Genomic DNA, 21,940 nt, shown 5'->3' on the forward strand with positions numbered 1-21,940 from the left:
GTAGTGCGCAACGAGGCGGGAGGGGAACAGAGTTACGAGTAAACAGTGGGGTGGTTCCAGGTCAAGAACGGCACTTCCCGGCCCGCCCAAGCAGCATCTCCCGCTCCCGCTCGTTGCGCGCGAGCCCCGCCGCCCGTACGAACTCCTCGTGCGCCTCCGCCGTACGCCCCAGCCGCGCCAGCAGGTCGCCGCGGACGCTGGGCAGCAAGTGGTAGTCCTTCAGGGCGGGTTCGGTGGCGAGGGCGTCGACGATCGCGAGCCCTTCGGCCGGCCCCCGGGCCATCGACACGGCGACCGCGCGGTTGAGTTCGACGACGGGCGAGGGCGCGCGGACCGCCAGCAGGCCGTAAAGCGTGGCGATCGTGCGCCAGTCGGTCTCCTCGTAGGTGTACGCGTGGGCGTGGCAGGCGGCGATGGCGGCCTGGAGGGCGTACGGGCCGGGGGCGCCGGTGGAGGTGGCGTCGGCGCGGCCCAGGGCGGTGATGCCGCGGGCGATCAGCATGCGGTTCCAGCGGCGGCGGTTCTGGTCGGCGAGCAGGACGGGCTCGCCGTTCGGTCCGGTGCGGGCGGCGGTGCGGGACGCCTGGAACTCCAACAGCGAGGTCAGCGCGTGGACTTCGGGCTCCTTCGGCATCAGCCCGGACAGCACGCGGGCCAGCCGCAACGCGTCCTCGCACAGCGCCGGGCGCAGCCAGTCGTCGCCGGCGGTGGCCGCGTACCCCTCGTTGAAGATCAGGTAGATGACGTCGAGTACGGAGCCCAGCCGGGCCGCGCGCTCGGGGCCGTAGGGCACCTCGAAGTCGACGTTCTTCGTGGCGAGGGTGCGTTTGGCGCGGACGATGCGCTGGGCGACCGTCGGTTCGGGGGTGAGGAAGGCGCGGGCGATCTCGGCGGTGGTGAGGCCGCCGAGCAGGCGCAGGGTGAGGGCGATGCGGGCCTCGGCGGACAGCACGGGGTGGCAGGCGGTGAAGACGAGCCTGAGCAGGTCGTCGTCGATGTCCTCCGGGTCGGCCGGCTCCTCGGGCGGGGCGGTGGTCTCCAGGTCGCGGCCGATCTCCTGGAGCTTGCGGGCGTAGTTCTCCCGGCGCCGGATGAGGTCGACGGCGCGGTGGCGGGCGGTGGCCATGAGCCAGGCGCCCGGGTTGTCCGGCACGCCGTCCCGCGGCCACTGCTCCAGGGCGGCGACGAGCGCGTCCTGGGCGAGTTCCTCGGCGATCCCGACGTCACGGACGATGCGGGCGACGCCGGCGATGATCCGGGGGGACTCGATGCGGAAGACGGTCTCGATGGCGGGACCGGGGTCGGCGGGTGCCGGTCGGTCGTGCGACTGTCGGCCGACGGGTTGCTGTCGGCCGGGGGGCTGTGGGCTCACAGCCCCCCATTCGACACCCGGACCGGCGCAGGACCAAGGACGACCGGCAGACGGACGAGCGCGGCCGCTCAGCCCTCCATGATCTCCCGCACCTCGCAGGTCACCGTCCAGAACTCCTCGTGCACCTTCAGGAACCGCTTGGTCCACTCCAGGGCCTCGGCGCGGTCCTTGCACTGCATGATCGCGTAGCCGCCGACGACCTCCTTGGACTCGGTGAAGGGCCCGTCGGTGACGCTGATCTCGCCGTTCTCCCAGTGCACCTTCATGCCCTGCGCCGTCGGGGTGAGACCGGCGGTGTCGAGCATCACCCCGGCCTTGGTGACCTCCTCGATCAGCTCGCCCATGCGCTGCATCAGCTCAGGGCTGGGTCCCTCGGCGGGGGCGGTCTTCTCGTCGATCTGCACGAGCGACAGGTAACGGGGCATGGTGCCCTCCTCATTCGATGCGGGGCCGGGTCCTTCCCGGCCTCTCACCCCTGCGTCGATCGGGATCCGGCCGGATCGACACGACCGCCGGAATTCTTCGAAGATTTTTTCCCGGAGTACGTTTCCGCAGGCCGGGACGTTTTCCCGTACAGGAGCCCGCCCGCGAGGGCACCGAAGGCGAGCAGCCCGGCGGCCACCCAGTACGCGGCGGAGAACCCGTCGACGAGCCCTTGCGCCCCTCCCGCTCCCCCGCCGACGCTCGCGGCGACCGTGACCTGCACCCCGAGCCCCACGGCCCCGCCGACCTGGCGCGAGGTGTTGAGCAGGCCGGACGCCATGCCGGTCTCCGCCGGGTCGACCCCGGCCGTGGCCGCCGTACCGAGCGGCACGAAGCAGAGCCCGATGCCGAGGCTGGCGACGAGGGACGGTCCGAGGATGGTGGTCAGGAAGCCGCCGTCGACGGCGAGGGCCGCCGCGAACCAGGCGATGCCCGCGGCCGCGAGCAGCCCGCCCGTCACCAGCAGCGCCCGGGGCCCGACCCGCGCGACCGTCTTGGCGGCGACCACCGAGGCGACCACGATCCCGACGCAGAACGGCAGGAAGGCGCTGCCGGTGGCGGTGGCCCCGAACCCGAGGACCTGTTGCAGATAGAGGGAGGTGAAGTAGAAGGCGGCGAACTGTCCGGCGGTCATCATCAGCGCGAAGACGTTCGCCGCGAGCACCGGACCACCCCTGAGCAGCCCGAGCCGCAGCAACGGCTGCCGCACCCGCCGCTCGGCCACGGCGAAGGCGACGAGCAGCAGGACAGCACCGCCCAGGGCCACTTCGGTCTGCCAGGAAGTCCAGCCGTACGCCTCGGTGCGCACCAGGCCGAGGACGAGGAGGGTGGTCCCGGCGGTGACCAGGAACGCCCCGACGAGGTCGAGCCTCGGCCGGGGTCCATCGGCCCGGCGGTCGGCGGGTACGGCGGTACGAGCGAGGGCCAGCACGGCGATGACGACCGGCACGTTGACGAGCATGACGGCACGCCAGCCGGCCCAGTCGGTGAGCAGCCCGCCGGCCAGCACGCCGACGGCACCGCCGGCCGCACCGGCGGCGCCCCACAGGCCGAGGGCACGCGAACGGGCGCTGCCCGCCGCGTAGTTGACGGTGATGAGGGTGAGCGCGACGGGCGCGAGCGCGGCGGCCCCGACGCCCTGCACGGCCCGGCAGGCGATCAACTGCCCCGGCGCCTGGGCCAGTCCGCCGGCGAGACTCGCGGCTCCGAAGACCGCGAACCCGGCGATGAGCGTGCGCCGCCGCCCCACGACGTCGGCGAGCCGCCCGCCCAGCATCAACAGCCCGCCGAAGGTGAGGGCGTACGCGTTCACGACCCAGGACAGCGAGTCGCCGCCGAAGCCGAGGCCGGTACCCATGTCCGGCAGGGCGACGTTGACGACGGACATGTCGAGGGAGACCAGGAACTGCACGGTCAGCAGCACCGGCAGCAGCCAACGGGAGGTGCGTGTCTGTGATGTGCGTGTCTGCGAATCCACCATGCTCAGCAGATTAATATACGCGTACATAAATTAACCAGGGGGCTGCTCGGACAGGTACTGGAACCGGCCGCGAGAGAATGCGCCCGTGGGAGACGAACCAAGCCCAGAGGTCCCGGTGGTACGCAAGCGCGCCGTCGGCCGGCCGCGTCGCATCGAGGCGGACCAGATCGTGGCGGTGGCCCGGCGCATCCTCCAGGAGGAGGGCGTCGAGGCGGTGTCGATGCGCCGGGTGGCGAAGGAGGTGGGCGCCACGCCGATGGCGCTCTACCACCACGTGCGCGACAAGGACGAGCTGCTGATGCTCACGCTGTCGGGGATGGCGGCGTCGATCCCGCGCCCGGTCCTCCCTGCGGACCCACGCGAACGCATCGTCACGATCGCGCTCCACACCTACACGGGCATCAGCCGGTTCAGCTGGATCGTCGACGTCCTGGGCCTCGGCGACCTCACGGACCGCAGCGCGCTGTGGATCCCGGAAGGGATCATCGGTGCGGCGGAGGAATGCGGGTTGTCTCCGACGGAGGCGGTCCACACGTACCGCACGGTCTGGTACGTGGTGTACGGCGCCCTCGTCTTCCACCGCGCGGAGGAACGCCGGGCTGCGGCCCCCGACCGGCGACCGTTCATGTCCTCGCTGGTCACGGAAGAGGACGCGGAGGAGCTGCCGCATCTGGCGGCGGTGGCCGGGCGGTGGGAGGAGATCACTGGGGGGTATGACGTGGAGGGGCAACTTCGGGGAGTGGTACGAGGGTTGCTGGGGGCGGAGGGTTAGGGGAGGCCGTCCCAGAGGCGGACGGTGCCGTCGGTGCTGGCGGTTGCGAGAAGGGTGCCGTCGGAGCTGTAGCTCATGGAGGTGATCTTCTCCATGTGGCCATGCAGGGTTTTGATGCGCTGCGGGGTGCTGTTCGTGGACCAGAGTTCGACGGTGCCGGCGGTGCGGAGCCCTTCGGGGTCGGCGCTGATGACGGCGACCGCGAGGACGGGTTGGTTCGGGTGGAAGATCGCGGCGGAGGAAGCGGGCAGCTCTCCGGCGGTCAGGTACCAGTTGCCCTGGGGATCGGGCCGCCACATTTCGCCGCGGAAACCCGAGACGTAGAGGCAGTCGTCATGGGGACTGGCCACCAGGCCGGGTGAGAGGCCGTTGATGTACGCGCCGTTCAGGTCGTATCGCGGCGGTACGAAGAGCCGGTGAGGCTCCATCCCCTCGTACGGCGAGCGCAGGGCGACGACATGGGCGCCACTCACCACCAGCTCTCCGTGGCACAGGAACGCCAAGGCGCTTCCGGCTTCCTCTTGGACGTCTCTGATCGTCAAGGCATGCGGGCGACCATCGGATCCGACGCGGCTCACGAAGGGCACGTCCAGGCCGGTGTACGGGGACGTGGCGACGCCGGCGACGTAGCCACCCGAGGGGTGGAAGACGAGACGGTCGACTCTTCCCACCCGTCGGCGGTTCAGCAGGGTCGGAGGCTGCTGCCGGACGTCCCAGAGTTCCAACGACTCACCGCTCCCGACGGCCAGGAATCGCCTGCCGGTAGGGTCGAACGCCAGGGAACGGACGTCAGGCAGTGCCTTCTTCCAGCCGGGACGGACCATGCGGCCGGGATCGAAGAGAAGCCGCCCTCCCGAGAACACGTTGCCCCACCAGATCCGGCCGTCCTTCGCCCCCCACACCAATTCGTGCTTACCCGGCCGGAACGCCACGGCCGACAGGGACCGCCTGTCGGAGTCCGCGAACACCACCCTGCTCTGGTCCCGATGACGCGTCAGCACCACCCCGGTGCTGGTGCACGCGGCAACCAGCCCTGCCGCCAGCACGACCCGTCGGCGCACACTCTCCGACTCGGTCCTCCGCGGAGTCCGGTCACGGGTCCTCTGCCCGGCGAGTGCCTCCTGGAGCCGGATGTGCCGGAACTGGTAAGTGCCGCCGGACTGGCGGAGGATCTCCCGCTGCCTGGCGTCGGCCAGGAAGGCCATCAGTCGCCAGGGCAACCGGCCCCTCAGCGCGAGCCACCACCGGGCCACGACGAAGCGCGGCCAGGCCCGGGTGAGCACGACGAAGACGGCGAATACGGATCCGGGCAACAGCAGTACCACCGCGCCCCCGAAGGCGCCTCTGCCGTACTCGTGACCGTTCTGGCGCCACTCCGCCCATGTGTAGTCCCCGAGACGCGCGCCCCCGGGCCAGCCCGGCCAGTCGGCCGCCCAGCCGAAGAGCAGACCGCCGCCGAGCAACCCCGCCCGCAGGCCGTACAGGACCAGCACACCGAAGACCAAGCCCGCCAGCGCAGCCCCGGCCAAGGCCGAACGCCGGTCCTGCTGAACCGAGTTGGCGGGGCTCACCTGGGCGGCCCGGGACGGCGGCGCGTTGAGCCAACCGTGCGCGGTGAGTGCCAGTCCGATCACGACGCTGAGCGCCGCGCACACGACGAGGAATTTAGCGAGCGCCTCCGCACCTTGCAGGGTGCCCGCACCGAGCGTGTTGTCCAGTACGTTCACCAAGGTCACACCGCCCGCGACGGGGACGACGAAAGCGGCGCCCAGTACCGCACCGCCACGGAACCCTCGCCAAAGCCTCCGCCCGGACCCGCTCAGAGACCATGACAGCCGGCCCGGCGACGGACTGCCCGCCGCGTACCAGAGGACGGAACCGATCAGGGTGAACACCCCTGTGGCCAACAGCGCCACTGTCGCGGCGGCACTGGCCGATGCGAACGCGTTCTCCGACCCGGCCCAGACGACCGCGACGCACGCGAGCACCAGCCCCACGCCCATCACCACGACCGGCCCCGCCCACATGGGCAACAACCGCGCCCCCACCACCCACCAAGCCAGATCCCGCTCCCGATGCTCATGCAAATGACGGGCGAGGAACGTCAGCCATCGCCGCGCCTGTTCAGGACTCCACCGTCCCCCCTCCCGCGCGTCCTCGGACGCGTACGCCGCCTCCACCACCTGGTGCGTCAGGTGGTCCTCGACCGCGTACCGGCAGTCGAACCGCTCCTCGTCCACCAACTCGGCAGGATCACGGCCCCCACGCCGGTACACCAGCCGAACCGTCGTCACCATCAACGGCGTCGACAGCGCCTCCGCCACCGGCCCCGGCGGTTCCGCGCGCAGCCGGTCGAAGACGCCGTCCCAGCGGACGCCGTCCGGCCAGTCCAGGTCCCGGAGGTAACCGATGACGTCGGCGGGCGGCACCGGCAGTACCTCCACCACCGGCGCCCGCCGCAGCCGCGGAGCCCCACCCCGGATCAACTCCTCGTACTCCACGGCACGGCAGGTCACGACGACCGGCCGGTCCGAGCCGATCGCCTGGTTGATGCCACGGATCGCACCCCGCCGAGCGGACTCCGGGATCTCGTCCAGACCGTCGAGCACCGGAAGCAGCAGACCGTGCGTGAGCAGGCTGCGCGGGATCTCCGGATCGCCCCCGTAGTACGGGACGGCGAGAGTACGGACGATCCAGTCGTCGAGCGGTTCGCGCAACGGGTCCCAGGAGGACACGGGCAGCAGCACCGGGACACGCGTCCCCGCGTCCCTGGACGCCAGCAGTCCGAGGGTCAGCAACAGGGCCAGGACCGTCTTGCCCGCCCCCGGCTCCCCGATGGCGACAAGCCGCCCGTGCCCCAACCGCCTGTAGCCCTCGGCGAGTTCACCGATGGCTCGGTCGAAGTGCCCGTCCAGTCGGCCGTCCAGCCGCATCCGCACCACTCGCCCACCGACAGCATCCGAGGGCAGTTCGTCGGCGACCTCCCGGCCACTCGTCGCCCAGGCGATCGGCAGCACCCGGGGATCGCGCAGCCGCCGGGCCTCCGCCTCCTCCAGCCACTGCGCCCTGACCGTGCGGGCCAGGTCGTCGGCGTACCCGGCGGGATCGGGCGCGGCCGGCTCCTCGCGGAAGAAATCGACGAGGGCCAGAAACAGCGAGGCGATACCTACGAACAGCCCGCCCACCGTGGCGACATGGTCGGACGCACCGCCGACGAGCATCCACACCGAAAGGCCGGTCGCCCCCGCCCCGACAGCGGCGAAGACGCCGATGCGGACGAGTCGCCGACGCACACGCACCTGCCGTAAGGGCCCCCGAAGCACGACCTCAGTCTGGACACGCACGACCCCGCACGCGCCCGCTTCGCACGGAACGCCCCCTTACGGGTGACCACTGCTCGTCAGCGCAACGACTCCCACAGATCACTCGCCGCCGGCTCCTTCGCCACCACCCGGTTCGAGTCCGACGGTGCCGGTACCACCGGCATCATCACCGTCTTGAGATCGCTCGCCGACAACGACTTCAGGCTCTGCCCGAGACGCATCAGTTCGCTCAACGAGTTCAGGCCCGTGTCGGTCGTGAGGCTGTCCGTGACCGCGTCGGCGACCTCGTAGAGCTTGGCCGGGTTCGTGAGGAGGTTCGTGGACGAGATCTGCGTCAACAGGGCCTTCACCAGCTTCTGTTGGAGGCCTATTCGGCCCAGGTCGCTGCCGTCGCCTATGCCGTGTCGGGTGCGGGCCAGGGCCAGGGCCTGGGTTCCGTTGAGGTGGTGCGTGCCCGCCTTCAGGTGCAGGTGGCTGTCGTCGTCGTCGATGTCCTCGTCCGTGGTGACGGTGACTCCGCCGAGCGCGTTCACCAGCTTCGCGAAGCCCGCGAAGTCGATCTCTATGTAGTGGTCCATGCGGACGTTCGTGATCGACTCGACCGTCTTGACCGCGCACACCGGCCCGCCGACCGAATAGGCGCTGTTGAACATCGAGTTGTACGCCACCGACGTCGAACCCCCGGAGGACAGGGGGCAGGAGGGGCGGGTGACCAAGGTGTCGCGCGGGATGCTCACCACCGTGGCGCTGGTCCGGCCCGCGTCGATGTGCACGACCATCGCCGTGTCCGAGCGCGCGCCCGAGCTGTCGCCCCCGCCGAGCTCCTGGTTCGCCTTGCCGCTGCGCGAGTCCGAGCCCAGCACCAGGATGTTCACGGCACCGGTGGGCAGCGGGGACGCCGACGCGCTCGCCGAGGCGGACGGGGTGGTGACCCCCGGGGCCGGGCGGTCGTCGCCGAGCGCGCTGTTGATGTCGACGCTCTTGATGTTGTTGTTGAGATGCCAGTAGGCCCAGCCGGCCGCCGCCACGGTCAGCACCAGCACGCCCGCGAGAGCGAGGCCGACGGCCTTCAGCACGCGTGGCCGCCGGCCCGTTCGTCTGCCCTCGTCGCCGCTCTCGTCTCCGGTCACGGAAGGAACGTAAGTCCGAATTATTAGGAGACTGTTAGGGGAAGCACCCCAGGACGGTTTTCTTCGGAAAATCTCACATTCTCAGCTGAGCGTCACAGTCGGCACCGGGTTGCTCCCGCTCCACGACCCGTTGAACCCGAAGGTCACCGAGCCCCCGTCCGGCACCGACCCGTTGTACGAGGCGTTCGCGCAGCTCACGGTCGCGCCCGACTGTGCGCAGACCGCGTTCCAGGCCTGCGTGACCTGCTGGCCCGCCCCGAAGGTCCAGTTCGCGTGCCAGGAGGAGAGCGAGGCCCCGGAGCAGGCGATCGTCACCTGGCCCGTGAACCCGGTGTTCCACTGGCTGCTCACCCCGTACGTCGCCTTGCAGGCGCCCGTCGGCGGGGTCGTCGTGCCTCCGCCCAAGGCTTCCGCGATCGCGTAGTACGCCGGTTTCGGCCCGTAACTCTCGTCGTACGGCGTCGCCGCCCCGTACCCCGGGAACGTGCTCGGCACCCAGGAGTCGGAGTCGGTGAAGCCCCAGACGGTGACGTTGACGCAGCGGGTGACGGCCACGCACGCGGCGACCACGGCCTTGTAGTCGGCGGCCTGCTGGGCGAGCTTCGCGCTGTCCGCCGGCAGTGCCATCCGTACGTCCAGCTCGGTGATCGCCACGTCGACGCCGAGGTCGGCGAAGCGCTGGATGTTCTGCTGGAGGGTGGCCGGGACCTGGCCGAGGATCAGGTGGGCCTGGAGGCCGACGCCGTCGATCGGGACGCCCGCCGCCTTCAGGGACTTGACCAGGTTGTACAGGGCGGTCGACTTCGCGTTGACGCCCTCGACGTTGTAGTCGTTGATGTACAGCTTGGCGGCCGGGTCGGCCGCGCGGGCCCAAGTCAGCGCCTGCGCTATGTAGTTGGCGCCGAGGCCGTTGTACCAGAGGGTCGAGCGGTAGGTGCCGTCCTCGTTGAACGCCTCGTTGACCACGTCCCACGCGGCGATCTTGCCTTTGTAGCGGCCGACCTCGGTGTTGATGTGGTTCTGGAGGAGCGTGCCGAGCTGGGCCGACGTCCAGCTGCCGTTCGTCAGCCAGCTCGGGTTCTGGCTGTGCCAGACCAGGGTGTGGCCGCGTACCTGCTGGTTGTGGGCCTGTGCGAAGGCGACGATCTGGTCGGCCTCCGCCCAGTTGAAGGAGCCCTGGGTCGGCTCGACCGACCCCCACTTCATGGCGTTGCCGGGGGTGAGCGAGTTGAACTGCGCCCCCGCGATGTCGCCGTACGACCCGGTCAGCTTGGAGCCGGTGACCGCCGTACCGACGACCTTGCCCTTCGCGGCGGCCAGATCGCGCAGCGGGGTGTCGGCCGCGTGCGCCACGGGTGCCGTGAACAGCATCGCGGCGCCGACCACAACTGCCGCCAGCGATAAGCCTGTTCCCGGTAAGCCTGTTCTCAGAGATCTCATGCGGGTGCCTCCGAAAGTTTCGGTCGATGAACCGATTGGCTTCGGAGGAGTGTGGGCGCGCCCGCACCACCCGTCAATACGTCACCTTCCGGCCACCGGCGGCGCCCCCGTGCTGCTGCGCACCACCAGGCTCGTCGCCAGCTCCACCCGCGTGGCCACCGGCGGCTGGTCCTCGCGCCCCAAGTCGAGGACCAGCTTGCCCGCCGCCTCGGCCATCTCCATCAGCGGCTGCCGTACGGTCGTCAGCGGCGGCCCGATCCAGCGGGCGATCGGCAGATCGTCGAAGCCGACCACGCTCAGGTCCTCCGGGATGCGCAGCCCCAACTCCCGCGCGGCTTCGTAGAGTCCGAGCGCCTGGAGGTCGTTGAGGGCGAAGACGGCGGTCGGGCGGTCCGGGCGGCGCAGCAGCTCCAGACCGTGCCGGTAGCCGGCCTCGTGATGGAAGTCGCCGGTCGCGATCAGCGCCGGGTCGACCGGCAGGCCCGCGGTCTCCAGCGCGGCCCGGTAGCCGTCCACGCGCGCGCGGCTGCACATCATGCGGGTCGGCCCGGTGATCGCGCCGATACGGGTGTGACCGAGATCGATCAGGTGCCGGGTGGCGGCCAGGCCGCCCTGCCAGTTGGTGGCGCCGATCGAGGGCACGTCCACACCGGGGTCGCCGGCCGGGTCCATCACCACGAACGGGATGGAGCGGCTGGTCAGCAGCGCGCGCTGGGACTCGTCGAGTCCGGACAGTACGAGGATCACGCCGTGCGGCCGGCGGGCGGCGACCTGGTCGGCCCAGGTCCGCCCGGGCGTCAGCCGCCCCGCGCTCTCGCTGAGCACCACGCTCAGGCCGTGCTCCCGGGCCACGTTCTCCACGCCCCGGATGACCTCCATCGCCCAGGCGCTCTCCAGTTCGTGGAAGACGAGGTCGATCAGGGGCGAGCGGCTGGCCTCGGCGCGGCGGCGCCGGTAGCCGTGCGCGCGCAGCAGGTCCTCGACGCGGCTGCGGGTGGCCGGGGCCACGTCCGCACGGCCGTTGAGGACCTTCGAAACAGTCGGCGCGGACACGCCGGCCTCGCGGGCGATCTCCGCGAGGGTCGCGGTCTGCGAGGACCGGCCTGCCGTCGGCGTCGCCGGCCGGGTTTCCACGGGCTCCGGGGGTGTCATGGCGGCGATCGTATCCCTGCGCGACCTCTTGACGAACCCCACACACCGCCCTAGGTTCCCGGAACATTCGATAGATGCGTCGAAACATTCGCGAGAGGGTCAGCCACACCCCCTCGACCAGAGCAGGAGTTTCATGACCACCGCCCCCTGGCGTGACCCCGCCCTGCCCGCCGCCGCCCGCGTCGACGACCTCCTCTCCCGGATGACCCTTCAGGAGAAGACCGCCCAGCTGTACGGCGTCTGGGTGGGCGCCGCCACGGACGGCGACGGAGTCGCGCCCCTGCAGAGCGAGATGACCGCCGCCTACGACTGGGACGAGCTGATCACCCACGGCCTGGGCCAGCTCACCCGCTCCTTCGGCACCGCCCCCGTCGACCCTGCCCTCGGCGCGCGGGCACTGGCTCGCGCCCAGCACCGGATCGCGGCGGCGGGCCGCTTCGGCATCCCGGCGATCGCCCACGAGGAGTGCCTGGCCGGCTTCACCGCCTGGGGCGCCACCGCCTACCCCGTCCCTCTCGCCTGGGGCGCGACCTTCGACCCGCCCCTGGTCGAGGAGATGGCCCGCGCCATCGGCCACGACCTGCGCGCGGCCGGCGTCCACCAGGGCCTCGCCCCCGTCCTGGACGTCGTCCGCGACCCGCGCTGGGGCCGGGTCGAGGAGACCATCGGCGAGGACCCGTACCTGGTCGGGACCGTAGGCGCGGCCTACGTCCGGGGGCTGGAGTCGGCCGGGATCATCGCCACCCTCAAGCACTTCGCCGGGTACGCCTCCTCGGCGGGCGCCCGCAATCTCGCCCCCGTGCGCGCGGGCGTCCGCGAGTTCGCGGACATCACCCTGCCGCCCTTCGAACTGGCCCTGCGCGAGGGCGGCGCGCGTTCGGTGATGGCCGCGTACACCGACACGGACGGCGTCCCGGCCTCGGCGGACCCGGGACTCCTGACCCAACTCCTGCGCGAGGAATGGGAGTTCACCGGAACGGTGGTCGCCGACTACTTCGGCATCGGCTTCCTCCAGACCCTGCACCGGGTGGCGGGCACCCCGGCCGAGGCGGCGCACGCGGCGCTGGCGGCCGGGATCGACGTGGAGCTGCCGACGCTGAAGTGCTACGGGCAGCCGCTGCTGGACGCGGTGCGGGCGGGTGAGGTGCCCGAGGCCCTCGTCGACCGGGCGGCACACCGAGTGCTGGTGCAGAAGTGCGAGTTGGGTCTGCTGGACGAGGACTGGAGCCCGGAGCCGACGGAGACGATCGACCTGGACTCGACCGCCAATCGCGCGCTGGCCCGCCGTCTCGCCGAGGAGTCGGTGGTGCTGCTGGACAACCCGGACGGCGTCCTGCCCCTCTCCCCCGACACCCGGATCGCCGTGGTCGGCCCCCGCGCCGCCGACTCCCTTGCCATGCTCGGCTGTTACTCCTTCCCGTCCCACGTGCTCACCCACCACCCCGAGGTGCCGATGGGCATCGACATCCCGACCGTCCTGGAGGCGCTGCGGGCCGAACTCCCCGACGCCAAGGTGACGTTCGCCGAGGGCTGCGGGGTGTCCGACCCGGACGACTCGGGGTTCACGGAGGCGGTGGCCCGCACGTCGGAGGCGGACGTGTGCGTGGCGGTGCTCGGCGACCGGGCGGGCCTGTTCGGGCGGGGCACGTCCGGCGAGGGCTGCGATGTGGCGGACCTGCAACTCCCCGGCATCCAGGGCGACTTGCTGGACGCCTTGGTCGCCACGGGGGTCCCGGTGGTCCTGGTCCTGCTCACCGGCCGCCCCTACGCCCTGGGCCGCTGGCACGGCCGACTGGCCGCCGTGGTCCAGGCGTTCTTCCCGGGGGAGGAGGGCGGCCCGGCAGTCACGGGGGTGCTGTCGGGCCGCGTCAACCCGTCCGGGCGGCTACCGGTGAGCGTCCCGCGCGTCCCGGGCGGCCAGCCGTGGACCTACCTCCAGCCGCCCCTGGGCCTCGCGGGCGAGGTCAGCAACCTCGACCCGACTCCGCTGTATGCCTTCGGCGAGGGGCGGTCCTACACGACGTTCGCCTGGGAGGACTTCACCGGCGGCTCCGCCCAGGAGATCGGCACGGACGGTACGTACGATCTCGCGCTGACCGTCCGGAACGCCGGGGAGCGGGCGGGGGCGGAGGTCGTCCAGCTCTACCTGCACGACCCGGTGGCCTCGGTGACCCGCCCTGATGTCCGGCTGATCGGTTACCAGCGCGTGGAGTTGGAGCCGGGTGAGTCTCGCCGGGTGACGTTCCGATTCCACGCGGACCTGTCGGCGTTCACCGACCGGCGCGGGGTTCGAGTGGTGGAACCGGGTGCGCTGGAGCTACGGCTCGGGGCGTCCAGCGCGGACATCCGGCATACGGCACGCATTCAACTCACGGGTCAGCTGAGGGAGTTGGACGCTTCTCGTGTACTGCGCTGTGCGACGAAGGTGGACCAGGCGGCGGGGCCGACGGTGAGGTGAGGGCGGGTGCGGTCTTTGGTGTCGCGGATGTGGATGGTGGCGGGGGTGAGGGCGACCTCTATGCAGTTGTCGCCCTGGGTGCCGCTGTAGCTGGACTTGAACCACGCCAGGTCGGTGCTGCCATTCATAGCTCTCCTCTGATGCGCTCCAGCAGGCTCACGGAGTCCAGGGGACTGAGAGCCTGTGAGCGGAGTGTCGCATAGCGGCGGTGCAGGATGGCGGCCTCTTTCGGGTCAGTGATCAACTGGCCTGTCTGCTGCCCTTCCGAGTACGCGAGATGCTTTGCCTCCGGGGTCTCCAGCAGCGCCAACGGGCCATCCAGGCCTGCATGCACCTGGCAGTCGAGCGGCATGACCTGGATCTCCACGTTGCGGAGTTGTGCGTAGCCCAGCATGTGGTCCAACTGGACGCGGGCAACCTCTGCGCCGCCCAACTGCCGCCGCACGATGTGCTCGTCAAGGACGAAACTGAAGGACGTGTTGGGGCGCTCCCTGAGCATCCGCTGACGCTCCATACGGGCCACCACCTGCGCATCCACCTGCTCGTCCGACAACGGCGGAATGCTGTTCCCGAACACCGCCCGCGCATACGGCTCCGACTGCAACAGCCCCGGAATCAACCGGCATTCATAGGTCGCCAGGCTCACCGCCTCCTGTTCCAACTGCGCCCACCTCCGGAACCACGCCGCAAATCCCGGTTGCCGCCCCACCCTCCCGAACGCCTTGCGGAGCGCCCCCGTGTTGCCAAGTGCCGGCTCCGCCATCTCCACGAACTGCTCGTCCGCGAGCCGCCGTCCCAACTCGATGGACGCGATGGAGTGCTTGGACAGATGAACCCGCTCCCCCAACTCCTCCCGGCTCATCCCCGCATGCTCCCGCAGCCCCTGCACGAACGCCCCGAACGTCCTCATGCTGTCGGACGCCTCGGGCTCCCCACCTACCTCGATGCCACCACTCATGCACTCAGGGTGACGAATCCCGGCCCACTCCGCACCCACATCTCGTAAGCGGATAGATCCATCCACTTACTGCTACCGTGGATCCCATGACACAGAAAAGAACCTGGCTGTCGCTGGGAGCCGTCGTCCTGGTGGTGAACGCTCTCCAGTGGGTGATCGCGGAGGCGGTCACCGCCGGGGCGTGGAAGAACCCGCCCTACAGCTACGCCGCCAACTACATCAGCGACCTGGGCGTACCCGACTGCGGCGTGGAGTTCCAGGGCCGCGAGATCTGCTCGCCGTCGCACGACCTGATGAACACGTCGTTCATGGCGCAGGGGATCCTGTTCGCGATCGGCGTGCTGCTGCTGGCCCGCGTGCTGGAGGGCAGGACGCGTCGGACGGTCACGACGCTCGCGGTCGCGCAGGCGGTGGGGTTCGTGATGATCGGGACCTTCCACGGCTCCCCCGAGGGAGCGTCGTACGTGCTGGCCCTGCATCTCGTGGGGGCGCTGATCGGCGTCCTGTCCGCGAACGCGCTGGTGTTCATGGCGGGACGGGTGAAGAACCTGGACCTGCCGAGGCCGTACCGCGTCTTCAGCATGACGGTCGGCGTCCTGGGTCCGGTGAGTGTGCTGGGTGCGGGCATCTCGGAGAGCACCGCCGGGGCGTTCGAGCGCGGCGGGGTCTACTCGTTCCTGCTCTGGAGCGTCGTGACGGGCGCACTGATGCTGGCCAGGAACCTGCGCCGATCGGCCGTCGTGGAGAATGCCTTGGTGTGAGCGAGGACAGGCAACGCCCGCTGCGCGCGGACGCGGAACGGAACCGACGGCTGATCATGGACACGGCCGAGCGCCTGTTCGCGGAGCGGGGCTCGGTGGCCACGCTCAACGAGATCGCGCACGAGGCCGGCGTCGGGGTCGGCACGGTGTACCGCCGCTTCCCGGACCTCGCCTCCCTGATGAACGCGCTGTTCGCCGAGCGGTTCACCACGTTCCTCCAGCTCGCGGAGACCGCTGCCGACCACGCGGAGGCGGGGCAGGCGCTGCGGCACTACCTCGTGGAGGCGGCGCGCCGGCGGGCCGGTGACCCGGCGCTGGACGTGATCCTCGCCCACGCGGACCTGGAGGTGGCGCCGGCCGCGGGGATGCGCGACGAACTCGGCCGCCGGGTGGACGCCCTGGTGGAGCGGGCGGTGACGGCGGGCGCGGTCCGCGAGGGCTTCGCCAGCACCGACGTGTACGCCTACCTGTACATGATCGGCGCCGTCGCCGACCGCACCCGTGACGTCGCGCCGGACGCCTGGCTCCGCTATGTCGACGTCCTGCTGAGGGGCTTCGGCCTGGAACCGGCGACAGCGATGCGGCAGCCCGCGATGACCGACGCGCAGATCCTCGGCACCTGGCCGAAGCCCTGAGCGGACCGGCGCCGCGCCGGTACAACGCTGGTCGAACCGGGCGCCCTGGAACTACCGTTGGTGAGATCCAGTACATGGGGGACACGGGGGAACGTGATGGGCAGGTACGTACATCAGGAGTTGCTGGCCGCGCTGGCGATACTGGCCGGCATTGCCGTCGGCGTGACGGTGGCGGTCGAAGTACGGGACGAGGACCCGATGTCGGGCCGCGGCGTGGCCGTGACGGCCGCATTCGCGGTCGCCTACCTCGTCGCGACGGCGCTGCTCAGGTCGAGCCGGCTCAAGTGGATCGGAAAGGTGCGGGAGTTCGACGCCGCGGTGCCGCGGCCGGGTGCCGACACGCCGGCCGACCGCGTCTACTACGTGCGGATGCTCGTGCTGTTCGTGCTCGCCGCCGTGTTCACCTCGTACCTCGGGTTCGCGGTGTTCATCCCCCTGATGCTGGGCCTGAACTGGCTCATCCAGGGTGCGGTGGCCGCCCGTTGGGAGCGCCGGAACGGCAAGGTGCTGTGGCGCGGCTACCGCAGGGACGAACCGTGGAAGCTGTCGTACACGTCCGCTAGTCCGTCCCCAATGACTCGAACCGCCACCGATGGACCGGCCGTGTGATCAACTCGCCGTCCGGCTCCGGGAGTTCGGGCAGCTCGGCGTCGTAGGCCGCGTCCCACCAGGTGATGACGAGGACGCGGTCCTGCGGGCCGCGGAAGGACTCCCGGCGCACGGGTGTCAGCGGCAGCTCCGACTCCCGTGCCCAGGCGAGCAGTTCGGCGCCCCGGCCCTCGACGGCCCGCGCCTCCCACATCAACGCGACGGTCACGAGTACAGGTTGTCCTTGCTGACCTCGTGCACATGGTCGTGGTCGTGAGCGTGGTGGTGGCCCGGCACATGCGTCTCGGTCACCGGCAGCGACGAGTCCGCCGACAGATCCCAGTCGGAGGCGGCCCGGTTCCGCGCGACCATCTCCGCACCCAGCGCGGCGACCATCGCCCCGTTGTCCGTGCACAACTTCGGCCGCGGCACCCGCAGTCGGATGCCGGCCGCCTCGCACCGCTCCTGGGCCAGCGCCCGCAGCCGCGAGTTGGCGGCCACCCCGCCGCCGATCATCAGGTGGTCGACGCCCTCGTCCTTGCAGGCCCGTACGGCCTTGCGGGTCAGCACGTCGACAACGGCCTCCTGGAAGGAAGCCGACACGTCCCGCACCGGCACGTCCTCACCGGCCGCCCGCTTGGCCTCGATCCAGCGGGCCACGGAGGTCTTGAGCCCGGAGAAGGAGAAGTCGTAGGCCGGATCGCGCGGCCCGGTGAGCCCGCGCGGGAACGCGATCGCCTTCGGGTCGCCCTCCTTCGCGTACCGGTCGATGACCGGGCCGCCGGGGAAGCCCAGGTTGAGCACGCGCGCGATCTTGTCGAAGGCCTCGCCCGCCGCGTCGTCGATGGTCGCGCCCAAGGGCCGTACGTCCGAGGTGATGTCGGTCGAGAGCAGCAGCGACGAATGACCGCCGGAGACCAGCAGGGCCATCGTCGGCTCGGGCAGCGGGCCGTGCTCCAGCTGGTCCACGCAGATGTGGGAGGCCAGGTGGTTGACGCCGTAGAGGGGCTTGCCGAGCGCGTAGGCGTACGCCTTGGCGGCGGTGACGCCGACCAGGAGGGCGCCGGCGAGCCCGGGGCCCGCGGTGACCGAGATCCCGTCCAGGTCCTTCGCGCTCACCCCCGCCTCCTTCAGCGCGCGCTCGATCGTCGGCACCATCGCCTCCAGGTGCGCCCGGGAGGCGACCTCGGGGACGACACCGCCGAAGCGGGCGTGCTCGTCGACGCTGGAGGCGATGGCATCGGCGAGCAGGGTGGTGCCGCGGACGATGCCGACGCCGGTCTCGTCGCAGGAGGTCTCGATGCCGAGGACGAGCGGCTCGTCCCGGGTGTCAGCCATTGATCTCGGTTCCTCGCACTGAAGTCGTGGGGTCGGTCAGACGCATCACCAGCGCGTCCACGTTGCCGGGCTGGTAGTAGCCGCGGCGGAATCCGATGGCCTCGAAGCCGAAGCGCTCGTAGAGCTTCTGGGCGCGGATGTTGTCGATCCGGCACTCCAGCATCACTTCGGCGCACTCGAAGGCCGTGGCCGCGCGCAGCAGTTCGGTGAGGATCAGGCCGCCGAGGCCGGTGCCCCAGTGGTCGCGGGCGACCGCGATGGTCTGTACGTCGCCCAGGTCACCGGAGGCGGCGAGGCCCCCGTACCCGACCGTCCGTCCTGCGCCGTCCTCAGCGACGACGTAGCGGCGGGTCGCCTCGGCGCCGCGCGCGTGGGCCAGTTCGGACCAGAACATGCCCCGGGACCACGTGTCCTCGGGGAAGAGTTCCTTCTCCAGCTCCAGCACGGAGTCGATGTCCCACCAGCGCATCTCGCGCAGGCGTGGGGTCGCGGGTGTGGTCACTTGGGGGTGACCACCTTGTAGTTCTTGGGCACCTGGGCATCGGGCCGGCGCAGATACAGCGGCCGGGGCGGGGGCAGTTCCTCGCCGGCCGCCAGTCTCTCGGCGGCCAGCGCCGCCAGCGCGGCGGCCGACACGTGCTCCGGCTCGTGCGCCTGCGGGAAGGTGTCCGGGTACAGCAGCGCGCCCGCGCCGACGGCCGGCATCCCGGCCACCCGCTCGGCGATGTCGGCGGGCCGGTCGACGGCGGGATCGGTCAGCCGGGTGCGCGAGTCGGCGTACGTCGCCCAGTAGACCTCTTTGCGCCGGGCGTCGGTCGCGACGACGAAGGGCTGCCCCGCCCCGACATCGGCGGCGTACGCGAGACCGTCCAGCGTGCACAGTCCGTGCACGGGGACGCCGAGCGCGAGCCCGAACGTGTCGGCGGTCATCAGCCCGACCCGCAGTCCCGTGTACGGACCGGGCCCGATCCCTACGACGATCCCGGTGACGGCGTCGAGCCTCAGCCCGGCGTCGGCGAGCACACGGTCGACGGCCGGCAGCAGCAGCTCCCCGTGCCGACGCGCGTCCACCTGGCTCGACGAGGCGATGACGTCCGTACCGTCGTGCAGCGCGACGGTGACGGCGGGGGTGGCGGTATCCAGAGCGAGCAAGAGCACACAAACAGCCTACGGCTCCCCGGGCTCCCTGTCGGACGTCCCACCACCACGCCCTCATTCACACCCGGGCTGTGCCCGAACGGGCTGTGAGGGCGGGCCGCGCGGGGCACCCGAACGGACCGGCGACGACTCGGGCACGGCGGCCCGGACCTGCGGACGTTCACTGCTACGGTCGCCGGGAATCGCTACGTACGACGTGATGGCTGAGGTGGGCGACGGTGGCAGGCGGCAGCTCCGGGTTCGTGTTGGGACTCACCACGGCGGCGCTCGCGTCGGTCGGTTTCCTCGCCTACCAGGCGTCCGCGAGCGTCCCGGCCGACCTTTCGGGACCGGACAAGAGCGGCAAGCCCTCGGTGGCCGCCTCGAAGGCGCCCCGCGACAAGAAGAACCCCGTGGCCCTGCCCGCCGGCTCCGGCAAGGGCGAGCGGGTCGTGTACTCGGTGGACGACGACCGCGTGTGGCTGGTCGGCGCGCACGACAAGGTCCGGCGCACCTTCAAGGTCACCCCGGGCACCGTCGACCCGTCCCTGGGCAGCTACTCGGTCACGTCCCGTTCGAACGCCATCACCGGAACGGACGGCACTCCCATCGAACACGTGGTGCGCTTCGCCACGGAGGACGGCGTGGCCATCGGCTTCAGCGCGGCCGTGGAGAACGCGCCGTCCCCGACCCCCGGCGCGTACGTGCGCACGGGCGGCATCCGCGAGTCCCGCGCGGACGGCGACGCGATGTGGGAGTTCGCGACGATCGGCGAGCCGGTCGTGGTGATCCGCTGAGCAGGCGGATCCCCTGAGGTCAGGCCGCTTTGCGGTGCTCGGCCGGCGGCTGGGCCACCTCGGGGTCCGGCAGGCGCGGCGGGGTGGAGACGGCCCGCGCGGCGGCGCACGAGGCCAGCAGGTCCCGCATGGACACCCCGGACGCTCGGTGCGCGGGCACGTCGTCCCGTTCCACTCGTTCCGTGACCGACATGGACGCCTCCTGGGTTCGGGGGCGGGCGTAGTTAGGCAGACCTAACTACCGATTGAGTACCATGTGACCACGCACAAGACACCAAACGCAATATCTTGCCGACGCGTTGTCGGAACCTTCATCAAAACCGACCATTCGCCGTCAGGCGGACAGCACACTCAGGTCGGCGGCGGCCCACCGCTCCCCCAGCCCCGTCAGCGTCACGTGCCGTACCTCGTCCGTGGTGTCCCCGACGGCCCGGTGGATGACGACGTTCAGCCGGTCGTCGGTCAGCTCCTCGACCTTGCCCTCGCCCCACTCCACGACGATCACCGAGTCGGACAGCGAGACGTCGAGGTCGAGGTCCTCCATCTCGTCGAGCCCGCCGCCCAGGCGGTACGCGTCGACGTGGACCAGCGGCGGCCCCTCCCCCAGCGAGGGATGCACGCGTGCGATCACGAACGTCGGCGAGGTGACCGCGCCCCGCACCCCGAGCCCCTCGCCGAGCCCCCGGGTGAGCGTCGTCTTGCCCGCGCCGAGCTCCCCGTTGAGCATCACGAGGTCGCCGGCGCGCAGCAGTTTCGCCAGGCGGCGGCCCAACTCCCGCATCTGGTCGGGGGAGGTGACGGTCAGTTCGGTCTCAGCCCGGCTGTGCGGTGCCGCTGGTGCTTCCATAGCCACCCACGGTAGCTCCTGCCGGTACGGCGCCCGCACGGGTCAGCAGGTCCGCGAGGCGGTCCGTGACCACCTCCGGGTGCTCCAGCATGACCAGGTGCCCGGCGTCCGGGACCAGCACCAGCTCGGCGTCCGGCAGCAGGTCGGCGATGGCCTCGCTGTGCTCGCTGGGCGTGACGAGGTCCTTGACCCCGGCAAGCACCAGCACCGGCAGCTCCTTGAAGTGGGCGAGCGCCAGCGTCTTGTCGTGGTCGGTGAACGCCGGGTAGAACTCGGCGACCACGTCGATCGGCGTGGACTCGATCATCCGCTCCGCGAACCGCTCGACCGCCGGGTCGACGTCCCGGGTCGCGAACGAGTACCGCTTGATGATCCCGGCGAACAGGTCGGCGGTGGCCCGCCGTCCCTTCTCCACCAGCGCCGCCTGCGTCCCGAGCGCCTTCAGCACCCCCGGCAGGATCCGCCGCACCGCGTTGACCCCGGCCACCGGCAGCCCGAAGTTGACCTCGCCGAGCCGTCCGGACGACGTACCGATGAGCGCGACGCCGAGCACGCGGTCGCGGATCAGCTCGGGGTACTGGTCGGCCAGGGCCATCACCGTCATCCCGCCCATGGAGTGCCCGACCAGCACGATCGGCCCCTCGGGCACGGCCGCGTCGAGCACGGCCTTCAGGTCGCGGCCCAGCTCGTCGATGGTGACCGGCACGCCGTCCTGGTGCTGCCGCACGCCCCGCCCGGACCGCCCGTGGCTGCGCTGGTCCCAGTACACGGCGCGGACGACACCGCGCAGGGCGGCCCGCTGGAAGTGCCAGGAGTCCTGGCTGAGGCAGTAGCCGTGGCTGAAGACGACGGTGACGGGAGCGGGCGCCTTGCGGCCGAACAGCCGGCGCCGGCGCGGACCGATCGAGGGCACGGCCTCGGGGTCGACGTCGTCGACCTCGTAGTACAGCTCCGTGCCGTCGTCGGCGTACGCCCTGCCGGGCATGCCGCGCAGCCCGCCGTACGGTCCCGTCGAGTCGAGCGCGAGCTTGGCCTTCTGGCGCATCCCGCGGCCGACCGTCAGCCGCTCGATGGCGACACCGGCCGCCGCGCCCGCCGCGATCACGCCTATCGCGGCGCCCGCGATCCCGGTCGCCCTGCGCCAGTTGCCGCCCGCCGCCGTGGCGGAGGCTACGGCTGCGACGGCCTCGACGGCCTCCGCACTGCTCTCGCTCACGTGTATCGCTCCTCTTCGCCGGACTGCTGTTCGCCGGATCGGGTGATGGTGTG

General features: G+C 71.1%; 22 protein-coding genes. 6 read left to right on the forward strand and 16 right to left on the reverse strand.

All coding sequences use genetic code 11. The annotated features are described in order from the left end of the window. Positions 1 to 61 precede the first annotated feature (61 nt). From ACWD5F_RS43900 to ACWD5F_RS43910, 3 genes are all read right to left on the reverse strand, one after another. The gene (locus ACWD5F_RS43900) at positions 62 to 1,288 is read right to left on the reverse strand and encodes an RNA polymerase sigma factor (protein ID WP_451261765.1); all 1,227 of its coding nucleotides are present in this window, start codon (positions 1,286 to 1,288) and stop codon (positions 62 to 64) included. A gap of 152 nt (positions 1,289 to 1,440) precedes the next feature. Then, entirely contained in the window at positions 1,441 to 1,797 is a 357-nt protein-coding gene (locus tag ACWD5F_RS43905) for a YciI family protein (RefSeq protein ID WP_401713950.1), read from the reverse strand. A gap of 44 nt (positions 1,798 to 1,841) precedes the next feature. Next, positions 1,842 to 3,335 (reverse strand): MFS transporter, encoded by a 1,494-nt coding sequence (locus tag ACWD5F_RS43910; RefSeq protein ID WP_451261725.1) that lies wholly within the window; start codon positions 3,333 to 3,335, stop codon positions 1,842 to 1,844. A gap of 85 nt (positions 3,336 to 3,420) precedes the next feature. Between ACWD5F_RS43910 and ACWD5F_RS43915 the strand changes: the two genes are divergently transcribed. Continuing rightward, positions 3,421 to 4,107, forward strand: a complete 687-nt coding sequence (locus ACWD5F_RS43915) for a TetR/AcrR family transcriptional regulator (RefSeq protein ID WP_451261726.1) — start codon at positions 3,421 to 3,423, stop codon at positions 4,105 to 4,107. Here the strand turns inward: ACWD5F_RS43915 and ACWD5F_RS43920 are convergent. From ACWD5F_RS43920 to ACWD5F_RS43935, 4 genes are all read right to left on the reverse strand, one after another. After that, a complete protein-coding gene (locus ACWD5F_RS43920) occupies positions 4,104 to 7,400 on the reverse strand; it encodes a hypothetical protein (RefSeq protein WP_451261727.1) in 3,297 nt (1,098 codons plus the stop codon). The two genes, ACWD5F_RS43915 and ACWD5F_RS43920, sit on opposite strands and share 4 nt — an antisense overlap. Before the next feature lie 107 nt (positions 7,401 to 7,507). Next, positions 7,508 to 8,560 (reverse strand): LCP family protein, encoded by a 1,053-nt coding sequence (locus ACWD5F_RS43925; protein WP_451261728.1) that lies wholly within the window; start codon positions 8,558 to 8,560, stop codon positions 7,508 to 7,510. An 81-nt stretch (positions 8,561 to 8,641) separates the two neighbouring features. Further along, positions 8,642 to 10,000: an endo-1,4-beta-xylanase gene (locus ACWD5F_RS43930; protein ID WP_451261730.1), complete on the reverse strand. Its 1,359-nt coding sequence runs from the start codon at positions 9,998 to 10,000 to the stop codon at positions 8,642 to 8,644. 81 nt (positions 10,001 to 10,081) lie between these two features. Beyond that, positions 10,082 to 11,152, reverse strand: a complete 1,071-nt coding sequence (locus ACWD5F_RS43935; protein WP_451261731.1) for a LacI family DNA-binding transcriptional regulator — start codon at positions 11,150 to 11,152, stop codon at positions 10,082 to 10,084. 133 nt (positions 11,153 to 11,285) lie between these two features. Here ACWD5F_RS43935 and ACWD5F_RS43940 point away from each other — a divergent pair, with 133 nt between their 5' ends. Next, the gene (locus tag ACWD5F_RS43940; RefSeq protein WP_451261732.1) at positions 11,286 to 13,610 is read left to right on the forward strand and encodes a beta-xylosidase/alpha-l-arabinosidase; all 2,325 of its coding nucleotides are present in this window, start codon (positions 11,286 to 11,288) and stop codon (positions 13,608 to 13,610) included. Here the strand turns inward: ACWD5F_RS43940 and ACWD5F_RS43945 are convergent. Continuing rightward, positions 13,529 to 13,738: a DUF397 domain-containing protein gene (locus ACWD5F_RS43945; protein ID WP_451261734.1), complete on the reverse strand. Its 210-nt coding sequence runs from the start codon at positions 13,736 to 13,738 to the stop codon at positions 13,529 to 13,531. The two genes, ACWD5F_RS43940 and ACWD5F_RS43945, sit on opposite strands and share 82 nt — an antisense overlap. After that, positions 13,735 to 14,568 carry a helix-turn-helix domain-containing protein gene (locus ACWD5F_RS43950; protein WP_451261735.1) on the reverse strand — a complete coding sequence of 278 codons (834 nt, stop codon included), beginning with the start codon at positions 14,566 to 14,568 and terminating at the stop codon, positions 13,735 to 13,737. The genes ACWD5F_RS43945 and ACWD5F_RS43950 overlap by 4 nt, the downstream gene beginning before the upstream one ends. Positions 14,569 to 14,654: 86 nt before the next feature. On the opposite strand from ACWD5F_RS43950, the gene ACWD5F_RS43955 reads away from it, so the two are divergent. The 3 genes from ACWD5F_RS43955 to ACWD5F_RS43965 all read left to right on the forward strand — a co-directional run bounded on the left by ACWD5F_RS43955 (position 14,655) and on the right by ACWD5F_RS43965 (position 16,573). Beyond that, positions 14,655 to 15,329: a DUF998 domain-containing protein gene (locus ACWD5F_RS43955; RefSeq protein ID WP_451261737.1), complete on the forward strand. Its 675-nt coding sequence runs from the start codon at positions 14,655 to 14,657 to the stop codon at positions 15,327 to 15,329. Next, positions 15,326 to 15,964 carry a TetR/AcrR family transcriptional regulator gene (locus ACWD5F_RS43960; RefSeq protein ID WP_451261738.1) on the forward strand — a complete coding sequence of 213 codons (639 nt, stop codon included), beginning with the start codon at positions 15,326 to 15,328 and terminating at the stop codon, positions 15,962 to 15,964. Before ACWD5F_RS43955 ends, ACWD5F_RS43960 begins: the two co-directional genes overlap by 4 nt. A gap of 96 nt (positions 15,965 to 16,060) precedes the next feature. Then, positions 16,061 to 16,573, forward strand: a complete 513-nt coding sequence (locus ACWD5F_RS43965) for a hypothetical protein (protein ID WP_451261740.1) — start codon at positions 16,061 to 16,063, stop codon at positions 16,571 to 16,573. Here the strand turns inward: ACWD5F_RS43965 and ACWD5F_RS43970 are convergent. Genes ACWD5F_RS43970 through tsaB form a run of 4 tightly spaced genes read right to left on the reverse strand, consistent with a single transcriptional unit; the run spans position 16,524 to position 19,048 of the window. Further along, a complete protein-coding gene (locus ACWD5F_RS43970; protein ID WP_451261741.1) occupies positions 16,524 to 16,781 on the reverse strand; it encodes a hypothetical protein in 258 nt (85 codons plus the stop codon). The two genes, ACWD5F_RS43965 and ACWD5F_RS43970, sit on opposite strands and share 50 nt — an antisense overlap. Beyond that, positions 16,778 to 17,890 carry a tRNA (adenosine(37)-N6)-threonylcarbamoyltransferase complex transferase subunit TsaD gene (gene tsaD / locus ACWD5F_RS43975; protein WP_401713971.1) on the reverse strand — a complete coding sequence of 371 codons (1,113 nt, stop codon included), beginning with the start codon at positions 17,888 to 17,890 and terminating at the stop codon, positions 16,778 to 16,780. Before tsaD ends, ACWD5F_RS43970 begins: the two co-directional genes overlap by 4 nt. Beyond that, entirely contained in the window at positions 17,883 to 18,392 is a 510-nt protein-coding gene (gene rimI, locus ACWD5F_RS43980; protein ID WP_401713973.1) for a ribosomal protein S18-alanine N-acetyltransferase, read from the reverse strand. The genes tsaD and rimI overlap by 8 nt, the downstream gene beginning before the upstream one ends. Continuing rightward, positions 18,389 to 19,048 (reverse strand): tRNA (adenosine(37)-N6)-threonylcarbamoyltransferase complex dimerization subunit type 1 TsaB, encoded by a 660-nt coding sequence (gene tsaB, locus ACWD5F_RS43985; protein ID WP_451261742.1) that lies wholly within the window; start codon positions 19,046 to 19,048, stop codon positions 18,389 to 18,391. The genes rimI and tsaB overlap by 4 nt, the downstream gene beginning before the upstream one ends. A gap of 218 nt (positions 19,049 to 19,266) precedes the next feature. Here tsaB and ACWD5F_RS43990 point away from each other — a divergent pair, with 218 nt between their 5' ends. Next, positions 19,267 to 19,824 (forward strand): hypothetical protein, encoded by a 558-nt coding sequence (locus ACWD5F_RS43990; protein ID WP_451261743.1) that lies wholly within the window; start codon positions 19,267 to 19,269, stop codon positions 19,822 to 19,824. A gap of 19 nt (positions 19,825 to 19,843) precedes the next feature. Here ACWD5F_RS43990 and ACWD5F_RS43995 read toward each other — a convergent pair whose 3' ends face one another. From ACWD5F_RS43995 to ACWD5F_RS44005, 3 genes are all read right to left on the reverse strand, one after another. Next, positions 19,844 to 20,017 carry a hypothetical protein gene (locus tag ACWD5F_RS43995; RefSeq protein ID WP_451261744.1) on the reverse strand — a complete coding sequence of 58 codons (174 nt, stop codon included), beginning with the start codon at positions 20,015 to 20,017 and terminating at the stop codon, positions 19,844 to 19,846. A gap of 141 nt (positions 20,018 to 20,158) precedes the next feature. Next, the gene (gene tsaE, locus ACWD5F_RS44000) at positions 20,159 to 20,671 is read right to left on the reverse strand and encodes a tRNA (adenosine(37)-N6)-threonylcarbamoyltransferase complex ATPase subunit type 1 TsaE (protein ID WP_401713979.1); all 513 of its coding nucleotides are present in this window, start codon (positions 20,669 to 20,671) and stop codon (positions 20,159 to 20,161) included. Beyond that, a complete protein-coding gene (locus tag ACWD5F_RS44005; RefSeq protein WP_451261745.1) occupies positions 20,637 to 21,887 on the reverse strand; it encodes an alpha/beta fold hydrolase in 1,251 nt (416 codons plus the stop codon). Before ACWD5F_RS44005 ends, tsaE begins: the two co-directional genes overlap by 35 nt. Positions 21,888 to 21,940 lie beyond the last annotated feature (53 nt).

This window comes from Streptomyces sp. NPDC002499 (genome assembly GCF_053595415.1).

Bases quoted from the DNA above. Each gene is read 5' to 3' on its own strand.
- ACWD5F_RS43935 (WP_451261731.1), bottom strand. From the start codon at position 11,152: ATGACACCCCCGGAGCCCGTGGAAACCCGGCCGGCGACGCCGACGGCA.
- ACWD5F_RS43940 (WP_451261732.1), top strand. From the start codon at position 11,286: ATGACCACCGCCCCCTGGCGTGACCCCGCCCTGCCCGCCGCCGCCCGC.
- ACWD5F_RS43965 (WP_451261740.1), top strand. From the start codon at position 16,061: ATGGGCAGGTACGTACATCAGGAGTTGCTGGCCGCGCTGGCGATACTG.
- tsaE (WP_401713979.1), bottom strand. From the start codon at position 20,671: ATGGAAGCACCAGCGGCACCGCACAGCCGGGCTGAGACCGAACTGACC.
- ACWD5F_RS43955 (WP_451261737.1), top strand. From the start codon at position 14,655: ATGACACAGAAAAGAACCTGGCTGTCGCTGGGAGCCGTCGTCCTGGTG.
- ACWD5F_RS43930 (WP_451261730.1), bottom strand. From the start codon at position 10,000: ATGAGATCTCTGAGAACAGGCTTACCGGGAACAGGCTTATCGCTGGCG.
- tsaD (WP_401713971.1), bottom strand. From the start codon at position 17,890: ATGGCTGACACCCGGGACGAGCCGCTCGTCCTCGGCATCGAGACCTCC.
- ACWD5F_RS43905 (WP_401713950.1), bottom strand. From the start codon at position 1,797: ATGCCCCGTTACCTGTCGCTCGTGCAGATCGACGAGAAGACCGCCCCC.
- ACWD5F_RS43950 (WP_451261735.1), bottom strand. From the start codon at position 14,568: ATGAGTGGTGGCATCGAGGTAGGTGGGGAGCCCGAGGCGTCCGACAGC.
- ACWD5F_RS43910 (WP_451261725.1), bottom strand. From the start codon at position 3,335: ATGGTGGATTCGCAGACACGCACATCACAGACACGCACCTCCCGTTGG.
- ACWD5F_RS43995 (WP_451261744.1), bottom strand. From the start codon at position 20,017: ATGTCGGTCACGGAACGAGTGGAACGGGACGACGTGCCCGCGCACCGA.
- ACWD5F_RS43945 (WP_451261734.1), bottom strand. From the start codon at position 13,738: ATGAATGGCAGCACCGACCTGGCGTGGTTCAAGTCCAGCTACAGCGGC.